Consider the following 14,148-nt stretch of genomic DNA (forward strand, 5'->3'; position numbering starts at 1 on the left):
GCGCCCAGCGGGGCGGCGGGATGGCACCCGAACGAGGGGGGAGACGATGGGGGAGCGGATGCCGTGGGTAGAGGCCGCGGCGCACCAGGTGGCGGTGTGGGTGGAGATCGGCGGCGTGCTGATGCTGGTGCTGACGGCCGTGGTGGCGTCGGTGCTGATGCTGCGCGACTGGCGGGCCGCGGGGTTCACGCAGGCGTACCAGGGCTATCGCCGCAACCTGGGACGCGGAATCCTGCTGGGGCTGGAGTTCCTGGTGATCGCCGACATCATCGGCACCGTGGCGGTGGAGCCGTCGTTCCACAACCTGGGGGTGCTGGGGCTGATCGTGCTGATCCGGACGTTCCTGAGCTTTTCGCTGGAGGTGGAGATCGAGGGGCGGTTCCCCTGGCAGGGCACGCATCCGCGGCACGAGGCCAAGCAGGACCAGATCTGACGGGGCGCCCCACCCCCGGCCCCTCCCCGCACAACCTACGGGCGGAGAGGGGGGAACTTCGGTCGGGGTTCGACAGGGTGTTTCGCGGCCCGCGGCGCCCCCCATCCCCAGCCCTTCCCCCGCAAACCCCGCGGGGGAAGGGAGCCAGTCTGGTGCGCTTCCGGACGCATGGGAGCCCGAGCGGACTCGCACGCGTCTCGACCAGGTCCGGAGCATTCCGCGGCTGCCCTCACCCCCGGCCCTCTCCCGCGAGCGGGAGAGGGCCCCGCGGAGCCGAGGACCAGAACGGCACCCATCCGCCTGGACAGGTGCCGTTCGCATCGACGAGGACCGCAGTGACCTCCCGACCGTGCTGCCCGTAGTGACCCGCCGTCAGCCCGCCCCCGCCGCGGTGACCGTCCGGCCGAACCGCTGCGAAAGGCGCCGCAGCACCAGCTCGCTGATCCCCTTGAGCGTGTGGAACACGCCGTCTCCGCTCAACGCCTCGGCCTCGAAGCGCGGCAGGTCGCGGTAGTTCAGCAGGTCGTCCATCTCGTCCAGCGACATCACGTCGGGCAGGTCGCGCTTGTTGTACTGCAGCACGATGGGAATCGTCCGCGGGTCTACCCCCTGCTCCAGCAGGTTCACCTGCAGGTTGCGGAAGCTCTCCACGTTCTCGTCGCGCTGCGCGCGCTGGCTGTCGGCCACGAACACCACGCCGTCGGCGCCCTGCAGCACCAGCTTGCGGGTGGCGTCGTAGTACACCTGCCCGGGCACCGTGTACAGCTGGAACCGCGTCTGGAACCCGGAGATGGTGCCCAGGTCCAGCGGCAGGAAGTCGAAGAAGAGCGTACGGTCCGTCTCGGTGGCGAGCGACACCATGCGGCCGCGCCGGTCCTCGGGCACCTGGCCGTGGATGTACTGGAGGTTGGTGGTCTTGCCGCTTCGCCCGGGACCGTAGTACACGATCTTGGACGTGATCTCGCGGGTGCTGTAGTTGACCAGCGACATGGTTCCTCAGGGATCGCTCGGGCGGACCTGGCCGCCGAACACGTTCTCCACGCCGGCATTCAGGTCGCGCTCGAAGGCGCGCGCGTCGGCCGTGGGCCTCACCACGTTCCACCCGGGCAGCTGCGACACCTGCCCCGTGAACTCGGCGAAAAACACCTGCACCAGCCCGATGGACGAGTCTTCGCCGAAGACGGCGATGACGATCAGGTTTTCCGCCGGGGTGCGGAACGGGCCGATGAACACCTGCGACTGCGCGCCCCCCTGGTGAAGGTGGGCAAAGCCGGCCTCCCCCAGCATCTGCGCCAGCGCGCGGGAAGACGCGTGGATGCCGGCCCCCAGCGAGGCCACCCCCATCACGTCCAGCGCCCGGGCGAACCCCCGCTGCGCCAGCACCTGCCCGCTCTCGTTGATCAGCAGCACCAGCCGCAGGCCGGCCTCGCGGGCAAAGCGCTCCACCGGCGCCTCGAGCGCGCCCACGAACTCGGCAAGGTCGCCGCGCCTCATGCCAGCGCCTCGACCACCTTCTGCGCCTCCAGCCGAACGAGGCCCACGTTCACCCGGCTGTCGGCGATCACCACCAGCAGCAGGTCGCCCAGCTGCGGCGGCGCGGCGGCGAAGAGCAGCCCGTCGTCGCCCTCCACCTGCATGTACGATGCGCTTCCGAACTCCGCGGCCTGCACGGATCGCCGGGCCCGGCGGAAGAGCGAGGCGACCAGGGCCGCCGCGGCGGGGCCGGGCACGCCCACCATCAGCTCCTCTTCCACGATCAATCCGTCCGCGGCCGCCACCACCATCGACCCGCGGACGCCGGGGATGCGGTTGATGCGCCCCAGCATCTCGCCGAACGCGCTCACGCCGATCCTCCCAGGAACTTCAGCGCCGACTCGCGCGCTCTCGCGGCCACCCGCAGCACCCAGCCCGTGGGCACCTGCCGGCTACCGGCGACGGCGACGAGCCCGTCTCCCGCGGGGGCGATGCGGACGATGGCCTCGGGCGTTTCCACCAGGATCCCCTTCCATCCGCCCAGCCCCAGGTGCCGAAGCGCCCGCTCCGCCTCGGGCGAGGCGCCGGAAAGGACGGCGGCCACGTCCGGCGCGCGGTCCGTGCCGCCCACGCGGATCTCTCCCGCCAGCACGAACCCCTGGTCGTCCATCAGCACCGCTCCCGCGATCCCCCGCTCGCCGGCGATGGCGTGGAACTCGTCCATCACCACGGTGAACGGGTCCGCCGCGTTTACCGAGGGCGCCGGCGTGGCGGCCGGCGCCGGGGGAACGGCGACCACGGGGGGAGCGGCGGCGGGGCCCGGCGGAGCCGCGGGCGGTGTCGCGTCCACAGGTGCGGCGGACGGGCTCGACGCAGGACCGCCTCCATCGCGGCGGGCCCACGCGTCTTCGAGGGCGGACCGCACCTCCTGGTCGAACGAGTCAAGCTCCAGCGCCTTTTCCAGGTGCCGCACGGCCGCGCCCCAGTCGCCCTGCGCATGGCAGAGCAGGCCGATCTCCCGGCGCGAGCCCGCGTGCTCGGGCGAAAGCGCCAGGGCGATGTCCCACTCGTCGAACGCCTTGACGGTGTCGCCGCCCTCGCGGTACAGCAGCCCCAGCAGGTAGTGCGCGTCGACGTTCTCGGGGTGCCGCTCCAGCCCGCGGATGCACAGCTTCTGCGCCGCCTCGCGGCGCCCCTGCTCGCGGTACGCCCGGGCCAGTGGGAGGAAGGAGAGGGAGCCGCGGTCGGCGGCCACCTCTTCGCTCCACTGGCGCACCTGCGTCGCGGAGGCGCTCACTGGCCCTCCTCGCCCATCACGGAGAGCAGCGCGTCGGCGGCGTCGCGGGCGCGGGCCGCGCGCTGGCGGCGGGGCGTGTCGCCGGCGTCGTCCAGGCGCAGGTAGGTGTCCCACGCCTCGCGCGCCCGGTGAAGGTCGCCCGTGTGCGCGGCGGCGAAGCCCATCTGGTAGTGCACCGGCCCCGCGAGGGGATCCAGCGCGGCGGCGCGGCCCAGCGAGATCATGGCCTCGCCCCAGCGGCCAAGGCGGCGCTGCGCCTCGGCCAGCAGGGTGTAGACCTCGGGACGGTCCGGGTGCGCGCGGGCCAGCTCGTCGAGCACGCGGCGGGCGCGGTCGGCCGCGCCGTCGGCCAGGGCCAGCTGCGCCTCGCCCAGGGCGTCGCGCAGCGGGCGGTCCATCCCCCCGGCGGTGGGGGTGAGCACGCGCTCCGCCGGCTCTTCGCGGATGTCGGCCACGCCCGTGGCCACCAGGCCGTAGGCGATCTTGGCGACGTCGAAGTCTGCACGGCCCAGCGCCTGGGCGATCTCCTTGAGCGTGCGGGTGCCGTCGATCTCGGCCAGCACCTCCCACTCCTTGGGGTGCAGGTCCAGCGTGGGCCCGTCGGGCGAGTCCATCACGAACACGGGGATCACCCCCATGTGCGGGATCTTGGTTTCCAGCGTGGACCACTCGTCCACCCGCCGCGCCGCCTCCATCAGCAGCGACTCGGTGCTCACCCGCACCGGCACGTTGCCGTTGGCGGTGACGACGCCTTCCTCGAAGCGGAAGTAGCCGTCCTTCCACTGGATCAGCTCGAAGACGATCTCCTGGATCTGGAACTTCAGCTGCCGGCGCACCTCGTCGGCCGTCACCGCGCCCTGCTCCACCAGGATGGCGCCCAGACCCCGCCCCGGGGCGTACTTCTGCGCCAGGTGGGCCGCCTCGATCTGCGCCTCGGTCACCTTGCCCGCGCGCCGCAGCAGGTGGCCCAATCGCTCGTGCGCGTGCCCCAGCTCGGCCGCGATCACGGCGCCCCGGTCGAAGCGCACCAGCGCGGGGCGGCTGCGCCCGTCCTCGGGGGTGATGGTGAGCGTGCCCGTCTTGCGCGACAGGTCCAGCAGCTGAAAGACGTCGGTCAGCGCCAGCTCGCGGAGCGGCCCTTCGATGGCCATGCGCTACACCCCCGCCGTCTCGGTGCGGAACACGCGCGCCACGTCGAGCGCGGTGGCGATGTTGTCGCGCGCCGCCTCGGCGAAGGGGCCGCGCGGGTCTTCGTCCACCACCCGCCGCCAGTGCTCGATGGCCTCGCGGAAGTGCCGGTCGGACGCGGCCACCACACCCAGGTGAAAGTGCGCGTCCACCCGCCCCGCGTCGAACTTCAGCACCCGCCCGAAGGCCCGCCGCGCGTCGTCGCGCCGCCCCTCGTCGGCCAGCGCCTGGCCCAGCAGCACCAGCCCCTCCATGTGGTACGGATCGCCCCCCAGAAGGTCGATCAGCGTGCCCACCGCCTCGCCCGGGCGCCCGGCCCGGCGCAGCGCGGCGGCGAGAAGGAGCGCGGCCTCGCTGTACGTGGGCAGCACGTCGAGAGCGGCGCGGCACTCCACCACCGCCTCTTCCACCCGGTCGGCGGAGAGGAGAAGCCGGCCCAGCTCCACGTGCGCGGCCACGAAGTCGGGGTCCAGCGCCACCGCCCGGCGCAGCGCCCGCTCGGCGTCATCGGCCCGGCCCGCGGCCAGCGCCGCGCGGCCCAGGTGGCGAAGGAGCGAGGGATCGCGGGGGGCAAGGGCGCAGGCCTGGGAAAAGACGCGCACGGCGCCCACGGCCTCGCCCTGCAGGAGCAGCACCTCGCCCAGCACCTGCAGCGTCTCGCCGTCGTCCTCCACGTGCTCCAGGACGGTCTCCGCGGCTTCGCGGGCGTCCGCCAGCCGGCCCAGGCGCAGGAGCGCGCGGGCGCGCCCGCCCAGGACGCGGGCGTGATCGGGGGTCCACGCCTGCCCCTCCAACCGGGCGAGCGCGGCGTCGAAGCGCTCCAGCGCCTCGCCGTCCAGCCCCTGGCGCAAAAAGATGCGCGCGGTCAGCAGCGCGGCCTGCACGGGGTTGGCGCCGCCCACCGCCGCGCGGCGGATCTCGGCCAGGGCGCGGTCCAGCAGCCCCTTGGAAAGGTAGTCCTGGGCCAGGGCGAACGCGTCGGCCGCCGGGGCCGGTGCCGCGGGGGCGCCGACGGGCTGCAGCTCGGCGAAGATGCTGTCGAGCGCGCCTTCCTCGAAGGTGAACGCCTCTACGCCGCGCTCCTCGCCGCTGATGCGCTCGGCCGCGTCAAGCTCGGGCGCCAGCACCTCGGCGTATTCGAACTGCAGGTCGATCGCCAGCTTGTAGCGGGGCGTGGTGTAGTACGGGTTCAGTTCCAGCGCTCGCTTGGTTTCGCGCAGCGCGCCCTCGAAGTCGCCCAGGTTGCTGAGGACGAACGACAGGTTGTAGCGCGCCTCGGCGTGGTTGGGGTCGCCCTCCACCGCCCGGACGAAGGCGTTGCGTGCCTCCTCGTAGCGCCGCGTTTCCATCAGCACCGCGCCCACGCCGTTCCACGCGGCCGCCGCCTCGGCGTTGGCGCGCAGGGCGGCGCGGTAGGCGTCGAGCGCGGGCGAGTGCCGGCCGCGGCGCAGGTACATCAGCCCCCGGTTGCACCACGCGTCCACGAACTCCGGGCGCAGCCGCACGGCCTCGGTGAACGCCGCGTCGGCACCGTCGGGGTCCGAGCGGTGCAGGCGCACGACGCCCAGGTTGTTCCACGCCAGGGCGTAGCCCGGATCGGCCTCCAGCGCCCGGCGATAGCTGATCTCGGCCCCGCCCACGTCGCCCTGCTGGTGAAGGCAGGCGCCGCGCTCGTTCCACAGCTTGGGGCTGCGCTCGTCCTCGGCCAGCAGCCGGTCGTACAGGTCCAGCGCCTGCCCCGCCTTGCCCTGGAGAAGGTAGACCTCGGCCATCGCCTGGCGGGTGAGCGAGGGCTCCTCGCCGGCGTCCAGCGCGCGGGTGAACTCGCGCAGCGCCTCTTCGTACAGCGCCTTCTGCCGGAAGGCGATCCCCAGGTTGTAGTGCGCCAGCACCCCGTCGGCGGCCACCTCGGGGCGGCGCACCCGTCCCCCCACCATCTCCTGGTACCGGGCCGACGAGTAGCGGTCCAGCGACAGGTTGGTCTGCGCCTTGGCGTAGTTGGGGTTGAGCTGCGTGGCCCGGCGCGAGCTGGCCGAGGCGCGCTCCATGTCGCCCATGTCGCCGTGCACGAAGGCGAGGACGTAGTGGGCGTCGGCCAAGTCCGGGTTCAGCTCGATGGCGCGGGTGAGCGCCCGCAGCGCCTCTTCGTTCAGGCCGCGGTTGTAGTACAGCTCGCCCAGGGAGAAGTGCAGGACGGCGCTGCCGGGGTCGCGGCGGACGGCGTGCTGGAACCACTCCATGGCCGCCTCGAAGTGCCCGCCGGCCTTTTCGGCCTGGCCCAGGGCGATGAGGGTGGCCAGGTCGTCGGGGTGCTGGGCCAGGACGCGCTTGAGCTCGGCGACGGAGCCCGCGCTGTCGCCGGTGTGCAGGTAGGCCTGGGCCAGGCGGCGCCGGGCGTCGGCGTCGGTGGGGTCTTCGCGCAGCCGCTCGCGAAGCTCGCTGATCAGCCGGTCGTAGTAGCCGGTGTTGAAGTAGGCGATCTCCAGGTTGCGCTGGGCCACCTGCATCTTGGGGTCGATGGCCAGCGCCCGCTGGAACTGGCCGATCGCCTCCTCGTACATCCCCTTGTTGAAGTACAGGACGCCGAGGTTGTTGTGCGCGCCGGCATCGGCCGCGTCGATGCGCTGCGCGAAGCCGCGCAGGATGCGGAGGTCCCGCTCCGAGTGGGGCGGGCGGGCCGCCGCTTCGGGTGCGGTGGTATCCGTCACGTCAGGCAAGCCGGATGCTTTCGAGGATCTTCTGCAGCGACTCCACGTCGGGCAGCAGCAGGAACTGGCCGTTCACCCGGTCTTCGCCGTTCATGGCGAACTCGGTCTGAATGCAGAACACCACGTCGCGCTCGTGCCCGAAGTTGGTGTACGCCGTGGTCATCACCGCGCCGCACAGGTCGATGACCAGCGACGGCACGCTGGGCAGCAGCATCAGCCCCATGAAGTCGGAGATGGCGTTCATGTACGCCGCCGACAGGATGTTGCCCGCCTCCTTGATGGCGCTCTGCTCCAGCTCGCCGAAGACGTGGGCGCTCCCCTCCGGCCGGCCCAGCAGCATCTCGGCCAGGCGCATGGCGGCATTGCGGGGAAAGATCAGCAGGGTGCGCCCCGTCAGGTCGCCCAGCATGTGCATCAGCACCGCGGCCACCACCTCGTCGGGGTTGCCGATCACGTCGGGCACCTCTTCCAACGGCACCACCGTCAGGCGAGGGACGTTGATCATGATGCGCGTGTTCGTCATCTGCGAAAGCGCCGTGGCCGCGTGTCCCGCGCCCATGTTCGACACCTCGCGCAGGCCGTCGAGCTGAACGGCTCCCAGTTCCCGCAGGTCGAGCGTCATCGGACCCTGTCCGTTTCGTCTTCGGAGGAAAGTTCAGCGCGCTACGCCGTGAGCGCCGCGGCGCCCAGCAGCGAGCCGGCGTCCAGGATCAGCGCCGGGCGCCCGTCGGAAAGGATCGTCGCGCCCGAAAACAGCTTCAGCGTGTCGGCCGTGGCGTCGAACGCCTTGACCACGATTTCCTGCTGGCCCAGCAGCTGGTCCACCTCCAGCCCCACCCGCTGCTCGCCCACTTCCAGGATCACCGCCGGCCGCTTTCCCGTACCCGGCCCCGCGCCGTTGGTGCTCAGCAGCCGCCGCAGCGAATGGAGGGGGATCACCTCGTCGCGCAGGAAGGCGACCGTGCGGCCGTTCACCGCGCCCACCTCTTCGGGCAGCAGGTGCACCGTCTCGCCCACGTGCGTCAGGGGCAGCGCGTAGGTTTCGCCGGACTGGCGGACCAGGAGCGCGCGGACGATGGCCAGCGTGGCGGGAAGCTGAAGCGTCATCGCCGTGCCGCGCCCCGGCTCGCTCTCGATCTCCAGCATGCCGCCCAGGGCGCGCACGCGGGTCGCCACCACGTCAAGTCCCACGCCGCGCCCCGACACGTCCGTCACCGTCTCGGCGGTCGAGAAGCCGGGGCGCGTAAGAAGACGATACACTTCCTCGTCCGTCATCCCGCGCGCCTCATCGGGGCTCACTATGCCGTTGGCCATGGCCTTGGCCAGCACCCGCTCGCGCACCACGCCGCGGCCGTCGTCTTCCACGCGAATGACGATGCGGCTGCGCTCGCGGGCGGCGGACAGGCGCAGGGTGCCCGTCTCGGGCTTGGCCGCCGCGCGGCGCTGGGCGGGCGACTCGATGCCGTGGTCCAGCGAGTTGCGCAGCAGGTGCACCACGGGGTCGCCGATCTCGTCGAGCATGGAGCGGTCGAGCTCGATCTCCTTGCCCTCGATGACGAAGTCCACCTTTTTGCCCAGCGACCGCGCGGCGTCGCGCACCAGCCGGGGAAAGCGGTCGAACACCTGCGTCACCGGCGCCATGCGCGCCCGCATGATCTCGTCCTGCAGCTCGCCGATCAGCCGCCCGGCCTGGTCGATGGTCTCCGCCAGCTCCGGCTCGGCCTGGCCGGCCAGGCGCCGCATGCGGTCGCGGACGATCACCAGCTCGCCGACGCCGTTGACCAGCGCGTCCAGGCGCTTCAGGTCAACGCGGATGTTGCGCGCCCGCCCCGCCGCCCCCGCCCGCTCGGCCGCTTCCTCCCCCGGCGTCTCGGACAGCACCTCGTCCACGGACGGCACGGAGGGCACGCCCGCCAGCCCGCGGCGGATCTCTACCTCGCTGATCTCGCCCGCCGCCAGCAGCGCCGCCTCGATCTCCGCGTCCGTCTTCTCCGAGCGCAGCACCAGGCGGACGGTGCCGGCGAAGCCGTCGTCCTGCATGGCGGCCTCGGAGGGCTCCAGCCCCGAGACCTCGCCCAGCCCGCGCGCGGCACGCAGCGCCATGAAGGCGCGGACTCCCGGGAGGGGCGACGCGGGGTCCACCGTGAACCTCACCCGCAGGGCTCCCGCAGGTGCGTCGGGGGCATCGGCGAAGGACCCGGCGAAGGCGGCCGCGGGGGCCGGCTCCGCCGCCACGGCCGGCAGGCCGGCCAGGGCGCGCAGGCGGGACACGACCGGGGCGACGACGGATTCGTCGTCGCCCTCTTCCACGGCCAGCTCGATGCCGCGCTCCAGGGCGTCGCAGGCGGCGAAGAGCGTGTCGACCAGGTCGCCGCCGGGGGCGGCGCGGCCCTGGCGCACGCCGTCCAGCAGGTTTTCCATCTCGTGGGCCAGCTCCGCCACGGCGCGGTAGCCCATGGTGGCCGACATCCCCTTGATGGTGTGCACCGCCCGGAACAGCCCTTCCACCGGCTCGCGCGAGCGCGGGTCCGCCTCGAGCGCCAGCAGCAGGTGGTTGATCGCGGAGACGTGCTCGCGCGACTCGCTCAGGAAGAGCTCGGCGTACTGGGAGAGTTCCATGGGCAGGACAGTGCGTTAGTGCGTTAGTGCGTTAGTGCGGAACAGAACGCGGGACCCCGACTGCCATTTACTCCCGCACTCACGCACTCACGCACTCACGCACTCGTCTCAGCCCAGCACCCGCTGCACGGCCTCGAGCACGCGCGACGGCTGGAACGGCTTCACCACGAAGTCCCGGGCGCCGGCCTGGATGGCCTCGATGACCAGCGCCTGCTGCCCCATGGCGCTGCACATGAGGATCTTGGCGTCGGGGGATTCCTTCACGATTTCGCGGACGGCGTCGATGCCCCCCATGTCGGGCATCACGATGTCCATCGTCACCAGGTCGGGCTTGAACTGGCGGTACTTTTCCACGGCCTGGACGCCGGTTTCGGCCTCGCCCACGATCGTGAAGCCCGCCTGGGTGAGGATGTCGCCGATCATGGTGCGCATGAAGATGGCGTCGTCGCAGATCAGCACGGTCTGGCTCATGAGCGTCCGTTCAGGTGTCCAGGGGTGGGGCGGTTCAGGCGGAAAGGATGGGGGAGATCACTTCGTCGGGGTCTACGGCCACGAACACCTCGCCGTCCACCTCTCCCACCCCGCGCAGGTACGACCGGTCGATGCGCAGCGCGCGGAGCGAATCCGCCGCGTCGGCCAGCGCCGCCGGGTCAACGTTCACGATCCGGGAAACTTCTTCCACCGCGAGTCCGGCCAGCTTTCCCCGGTGCTCCACGATGACGATGCTGTGGTCCGGGTTGGCCGACGCGGGGGGAAGGTGCAGACGGGCGCCCAGGTCCACCACCGTCACGATGCGCCCGCGCAGGTTGATCAGGCCGCACACGTGGCTTCCGCTTCCCGGCAGCGGCGTGTACGGCCGCGCCGGAATGATCTCGCGGATGCGGTCGATGCCCACGCCGAAGCGGTGCTCGCCGACCACGAACAGGGCCATCCGTTCCAGCACGACCTCACCCCCGGCATCCCCCGCCGGCTCCTGCTGTGCTTGGGTTGGGAGCATTTCCCGCCTGGGGTGATGCCTGGAAGGTGAGCGGACAGTATAGCGGCGGGCCGGGATGGGGTCAAGAAATGCGGGCGGGAACGGCACCTATGACAACTTGGGGCGGAAAACATGGATCTTTGGCGGGGCGACCGCCACCACGGAATGGGCATGTACATGGCCAGGTCGCCCGCGCTTCCAGGGACGACGAAGGGGCTGCCCGCGGCGGGCAGCCCCTTCGCCGTCTCCGCCGGCGCGCTACGGCGTGGCGCGCTCGCCCATGCTTTCGCGCCAGGCCAGCAGGCGCGGCGCCAGCGACCGGCCGTCCGCCGCCGCGCGATGCGCGGAGAGCGAAACCAGAGACGGGCGCTTGAACGAGCGCCAGCGCCGCATGCCCACCTGGTCGCCGCCGTCGCGTGCCAGCGTGTGCAGCCGGCTGCGCGCATGGTCCTTCTGCGGCGCGTCGCCCCAGGCCAGGGCGATCAGCAGCGCCTCGCGCGCCGAGGCCCCGTCGCCCGCGGCCAGCGCGGCGCCGGCCAGCTCGTGGCAGGCCCGGGCGCGGTCCACGGGATCGGTGTAGCGCGCCGCCGCCACGGCCAGGTCGCGCGCGGCGCCCTTGCGGTCTCCCCGCCCGCGCCGCAGCCGGGCCCGCTCCTCCAGCCCCACGGCGGCGGACTCCGCGTCGCCCGCCATCAGCGCGCGGCGGACCACCCGTCCCAGCGCCGCCTCCGCCCCGGGAGAGACCACCGCCTCGCCGATGGCCGCCAGCCGGGCGATCTGCCCGTCGCCCCCCTCCAGGTCGCGCGCCGCGCAGTACAGCGCCAGCGCCCGCTCGGCGTCGCCCAGCTTGCGCGCCAGGCGAGCCGCGTGGAGCGCCGTGGCGCCGCTGCCCACGTCCAGGGCAAAGGCCAGCGACACGGCCGCGTTCGCCTCCGGCAGCCGGCGCGTCGTCTCCAGCTCGCAGGCGTAGCTCACCAGCGCGGCGGCCAGCCGCGAGGTGGGAGCCGCGTCTTCCAGCACCCGCACGATCCTCAGGAGGATGCTGCGCTCTGCACAGGGGTCCAGCGCCGCCACCTCGGCCGCGGCGCGGCGCAGCGTGAACTCGTCCGCGGCGCCCTCACCCGCCCGCTCCACGGCGCTCAGCACGAGAGCGCCCGCGGCCGCACGCCGGGCGCGCTCGCCGCGCTCGGTCTCGCTGATCTGCCGGAAGGTGTCCGTCGCCGCAAGCGCGGGGTGGGGCGTCTGGGTCATGTTCCTGCGCGATTGAGAATCGTTCTCAATCCAATGTAGCTACGGAACGCGTACCAGGGAAGTGGGCTGGAACGGCCGGGGGCCGGACCGCGTGGTGCGGTCCGGCCCCCGGAAGGAACCGCGTGCGGCGGTGGAGCGAATCAGCCGGTGACGGGCGTGGTCAGCGGCAGGGTGTCGCGGGGCGTTTCGCACACCAGCTCGATCGCCTCTTCCAGCAGCACGGGATTCAGCTTGGGATAGAAGCTGCGGGCGCACTCCTCGATCTCGGTGCGCGACGAGCCGGGCCGCACCGTGGCGCGGATGGCCCGTGCACGAGCCTCGCGAAGCTGGCGCTGCGTCAAGTCATCCCGGCGCTTGCGCGCCGCCGCCATCTCGGCCGCTAGATCAATTGGGGACACCGAAACCTCCAGAAAAGGGTATTTCGTCAGCGTCGTAGGACGAGAACGCCGCCTGCTGCGGATAATATAGCACATTCGAGACGATTTCGCCCGTCCCGCCTTTCGCGGCTTGCAGCCGGGCCGGGCGGACGCAAGCTTGCGGCTCGCGTGAGGCATTTCCCCGCGCCGCGTCCGGCAGCTGCCTATGGTGCCGGGTCCGCCCGACGCCGAACGTGCATGCTTCCGGTTCCCCATCCCTCCGCCTTCCCCGGAGAAGCCGCATGAATCCCCATCTGCAGGCCGTGATCGACGAGCTCCATTCCGCCAGCGAACGCCTGCGCCGCCTGGCCGACACCGTCCCCGCCGAGCGGTGGGCCGAGCGCCCCGGCCCGGAGCGCTGGTCGGTGGGGGAGTGCATCGCCCACCTGAACCTCACCTCGCAGGCGTACATGCCCAAGATCGCCGCGATCCTGGCGGACGCTCCGCGCACCGGGGCCCCGGCCCGCTTCCGGCGCGACTTCCTGGGATGGCTGATCTGGCGGGTGCTGGAGCCGGGGAAGGGCGGCAAGGCCAAGACGACGGCGGCGTTCATCCCCACGGGAACGGAGCCGGCGGCGGACATCATCGCCACCTTCGAGCGGCTGCAGCGCGAGCAGGAGGAGATGATCCGCGGGTCGGAGGGGATGCCGCTCCACAAGCTGAAGGTGGGCTCGCCCTTCAGCGACAAGCTGAAGTACAGCATCTACTCGGCGCTCACCATTCTTCCCCGCCACCAGCACCGCCACCTGCTGCAGGCGGAGCGCGCCTGGGCCGAGATTTCCGCCCGGGGTTGAGCGGCGGGCCGCGCTGCACGAGATTCGCTGCGCGCCGCGGGCGATGGGGCTCGCGGCGCCCCGTCCCGTAAAGGTATCGCCGATGTGCTGCCCGGAGCTGGTCCGCTCGATCTCGCCCACGTCCACCCGTGCGGATGACCGCCACGACGCCGCGCTCGCCGTCACTCCCGAGGCGCTGGGGCGGCTGCGGCGCGTGTGTGACCTCACGCACGCGCTGACGCCGGACTTTCCCGTCTTTCCCGCGTACCGCCCCTTCCGCGCGACGCGCCTGTTCTCGGTGGAGGCGAACGGCTTCTCGGCCGGCGAGGTGGCCTATGCGGAGCACACGGGAACGCACCTGGACGCGCCCGCACACTTCTTTGCGGACGGCGCCACCGCCGACCTGCTGCCGGTGGGACGCTTCGTCGCGCCCCTGGCGGTCGTCTCCATCGCGGATCGCGCGGCAAAAGACGAAGATGCGCTGCTCACGGCGGACGACCTGGCGCAGTGGGAGCGGCGGCACGGGCGCATTCCGGCGGGCGCGGTGGTGGCGCTGCACTCCGGGTGGGAGGCGCGGCTGGGCGAGCCCGGCCGGTTCCTGAACGCCGACGCGATGGGAGTGATGCACGCGCCCGGGTTCAGCCGCGAGGCCGCGGACTTCCTGGTGCACGAGCGCGACGTGGCGGGTGCGGCCACGGACACGCTGAGCCTGGACTTCGGCCCCTCGGCCACCTACGACGCGCACCGCGTGCTGCTGGGGGCGGGGCGCTACGGACTGGAGAACGTGGCGTCGCTGAACCGGGTGCCGCCGTCCGGCGCGGTGATCGTCGTCGGGGCGCCCAAGCACGCGGGCGGCACCGGCGGCCCGGCGCGCCTGCTGGCCCTATACTGAGCCGCCTCGGCCTTCGCCCGTCCGGCTCCGATCCGACCCGTCTTCCCGCGACTACGGTGGGGAGGCGGCGTCGGGGCGTCCAAGGCGGGTGAACCCGAGAGCGGGTAAACCCGCGGCTCTGA

General features: G+C 72.4%; 15 protein-coding genes. 3 read left to right on the top strand and 12 right to left on the bottom strand.

Going from position 1 to position 14,148, the window contains the following annotated elements:
• Positions 1-46: 46 nt before the first annotated feature.
• Positions 47-433, top strand: a complete 387-nt coding sequence (locus VGB24_RS00150) for a DUF1622 domain-containing protein (protein WP_331070929.1) — start codon at positions 47-49, stop codon at positions 431-433.
• 372 nt (positions 434-805) lie between these two features.
• Here the strand turns inward: VGB24_RS00150 and VGB24_RS00155 are convergent, their stop codons facing one another.
• The 12 genes from VGB24_RS00155 to VGB24_RS00210 form a co-directional block, all read right to left on the bottom strand.
• Positions 806-1,423 carry a GTPase domain-containing protein gene (locus VGB24_RS00155; protein ID WP_331070930.1) on the bottom strand — a complete coding sequence of 206 codons (618 nt, stop codon included), beginning with the start codon at positions 1,421-1,423 and terminating at the stop codon, positions 806-808.
• 6 nt (positions 1,424-1,429) lie between these two features.
• Entirely contained in the window at positions 1,430-1,927 is a 498-nt protein-coding gene (locus tag VGB24_RS00160; protein WP_331070931.1) for a roadblock/LC7 domain-containing protein, read from the bottom strand.
• Positions 1,924-2,277 carry a roadblock/LC7 domain-containing protein gene (locus VGB24_RS00165; protein ID WP_331023847.1) on the bottom strand — a complete coding sequence of 118 codons (354 nt, stop codon included), beginning with the start codon at positions 2,275-2,277 and terminating at the stop codon, positions 1,924-1,926. The genes VGB24_RS00160 and VGB24_RS00165 overlap by 4 nt, the downstream gene beginning before the upstream one ends.
• Complete coding sequence (locus VGB24_RS00170; protein WP_331070932.1) at positions 2,274-3,203, bottom strand: roadblock/LC7 domain-containing protein; 930 nt, start codon at positions 3,201-3,203, stop codon at positions 2,274-2,276. Before VGB24_RS00170 ends, VGB24_RS00165 begins: the two co-directional genes overlap by 4 nt.
• On the bottom strand, positions 3,200-4,354 hold the full coding sequence (locus VGB24_RS00175) for a DUF4388 domain-containing protein (protein ID WP_331070933.1): 1,155 nt from the start codon (positions 4,352-4,354) through the stop codon (positions 3,200-3,202). The genes VGB24_RS00170 and VGB24_RS00175 overlap by 4 nt, the downstream gene beginning before the upstream one ends.
• Before the next feature lie 3 nt (positions 4,355-4,357).
• Entirely contained in the window at positions 4,358-7,099 is a 2,742-nt protein-coding gene (locus VGB24_RS00180; protein WP_331070934.1) for a tetratricopeptide repeat protein, read from the bottom strand.
• Position 7,100: 1 nt separating this feature from the next.
• Positions 7,101-7,721 (bottom strand): chemotaxis protein CheC, encoded by a 621-nt coding sequence (locus VGB24_RS00185; RefSeq protein WP_331070935.1) that lies wholly within the window; start codon positions 7,719-7,721, stop codon positions 7,101-7,103.
• A 41-nt stretch (positions 7,722-7,762) separates the two neighbouring features.
• Positions 7,763-9,718 carry a chemotaxis protein CheA gene (locus VGB24_RS00190; protein WP_331070936.1) on the bottom strand — a complete coding sequence of 652 codons (1,956 nt, stop codon included), beginning with the start codon at positions 9,716-9,718 and terminating at the stop codon, positions 7,763-7,765.
• A gap of 108 nt (positions 9,719-9,826) precedes the next feature.
• Positions 9,827-10,189 carry a response regulator gene (locus tag VGB24_RS00195; protein ID WP_331023841.1) on the bottom strand — a complete coding sequence of 121 codons (363 nt, stop codon included), beginning with the start codon at positions 10,187-10,189 and terminating at the stop codon, positions 9,827-9,829.
• 34 nt (positions 10,190-10,223) lie between these two features.
• The gene (locus VGB24_RS00200) at positions 10,224-10,715 is read right to left on the bottom strand and encodes a chemotaxis protein CheW (protein WP_331070937.1); all 492 of its coding nucleotides are present in this window, start codon (positions 10,713-10,715) and stop codon (positions 10,224-10,226) included.
• 237 nt (positions 10,716-10,952) lie between these two features.
• On the bottom strand, positions 10,953-11,945 hold the full coding sequence (locus VGB24_RS00205; protein WP_331070938.1) for a hypothetical protein: 993 nt from the start codon (positions 11,943-11,945) through the stop codon (positions 10,953-10,955).
• Positions 11,946-12,085: 140 nt separating this feature from the next.
• The gene (locus VGB24_RS00210) at positions 12,086-12,343 is read right to left on the bottom strand and encodes a hypothetical protein (RefSeq protein WP_331023837.1); all 258 of its coding nucleotides are present in this window, start codon (positions 12,341-12,343) and stop codon (positions 12,086-12,088) included.
• A gap of 260 nt (positions 12,344-12,603) precedes the next feature.
• Here VGB24_RS00210 and VGB24_RS00215 point away from each other — a divergent pair, with 260 nt between their 5' ends.
• The gene (locus tag VGB24_RS00215) at positions 12,604-13,155 is read left to right on the top strand and encodes a DinB family protein (RefSeq protein WP_331070939.1); all 552 of its coding nucleotides are present in this window, start codon (positions 12,604-12,606) and stop codon (positions 13,153-13,155) included.
• A gap of 82 nt (positions 13,156-13,237) precedes the next feature.
• On the top strand, positions 13,238-14,026 hold the full coding sequence (locus VGB24_RS00220) for a cyclase family protein (protein WP_331070940.1): 789 nt from the start codon (positions 13,238-13,240) through the stop codon (positions 14,024-14,026).
• Positions 14,027-14,148: the final 122 nt, after the last annotated feature.

It is taken from the genome of Longimicrobium sp. (genome assembly GCF_036399935.1).
In the GTDB taxonomy this organism is placed as follows: Bacteria; Gemmatimonadota; Gemmatimonadetes; order Longimicrobiales; family Longimicrobiaceae; genus Longimicrobium.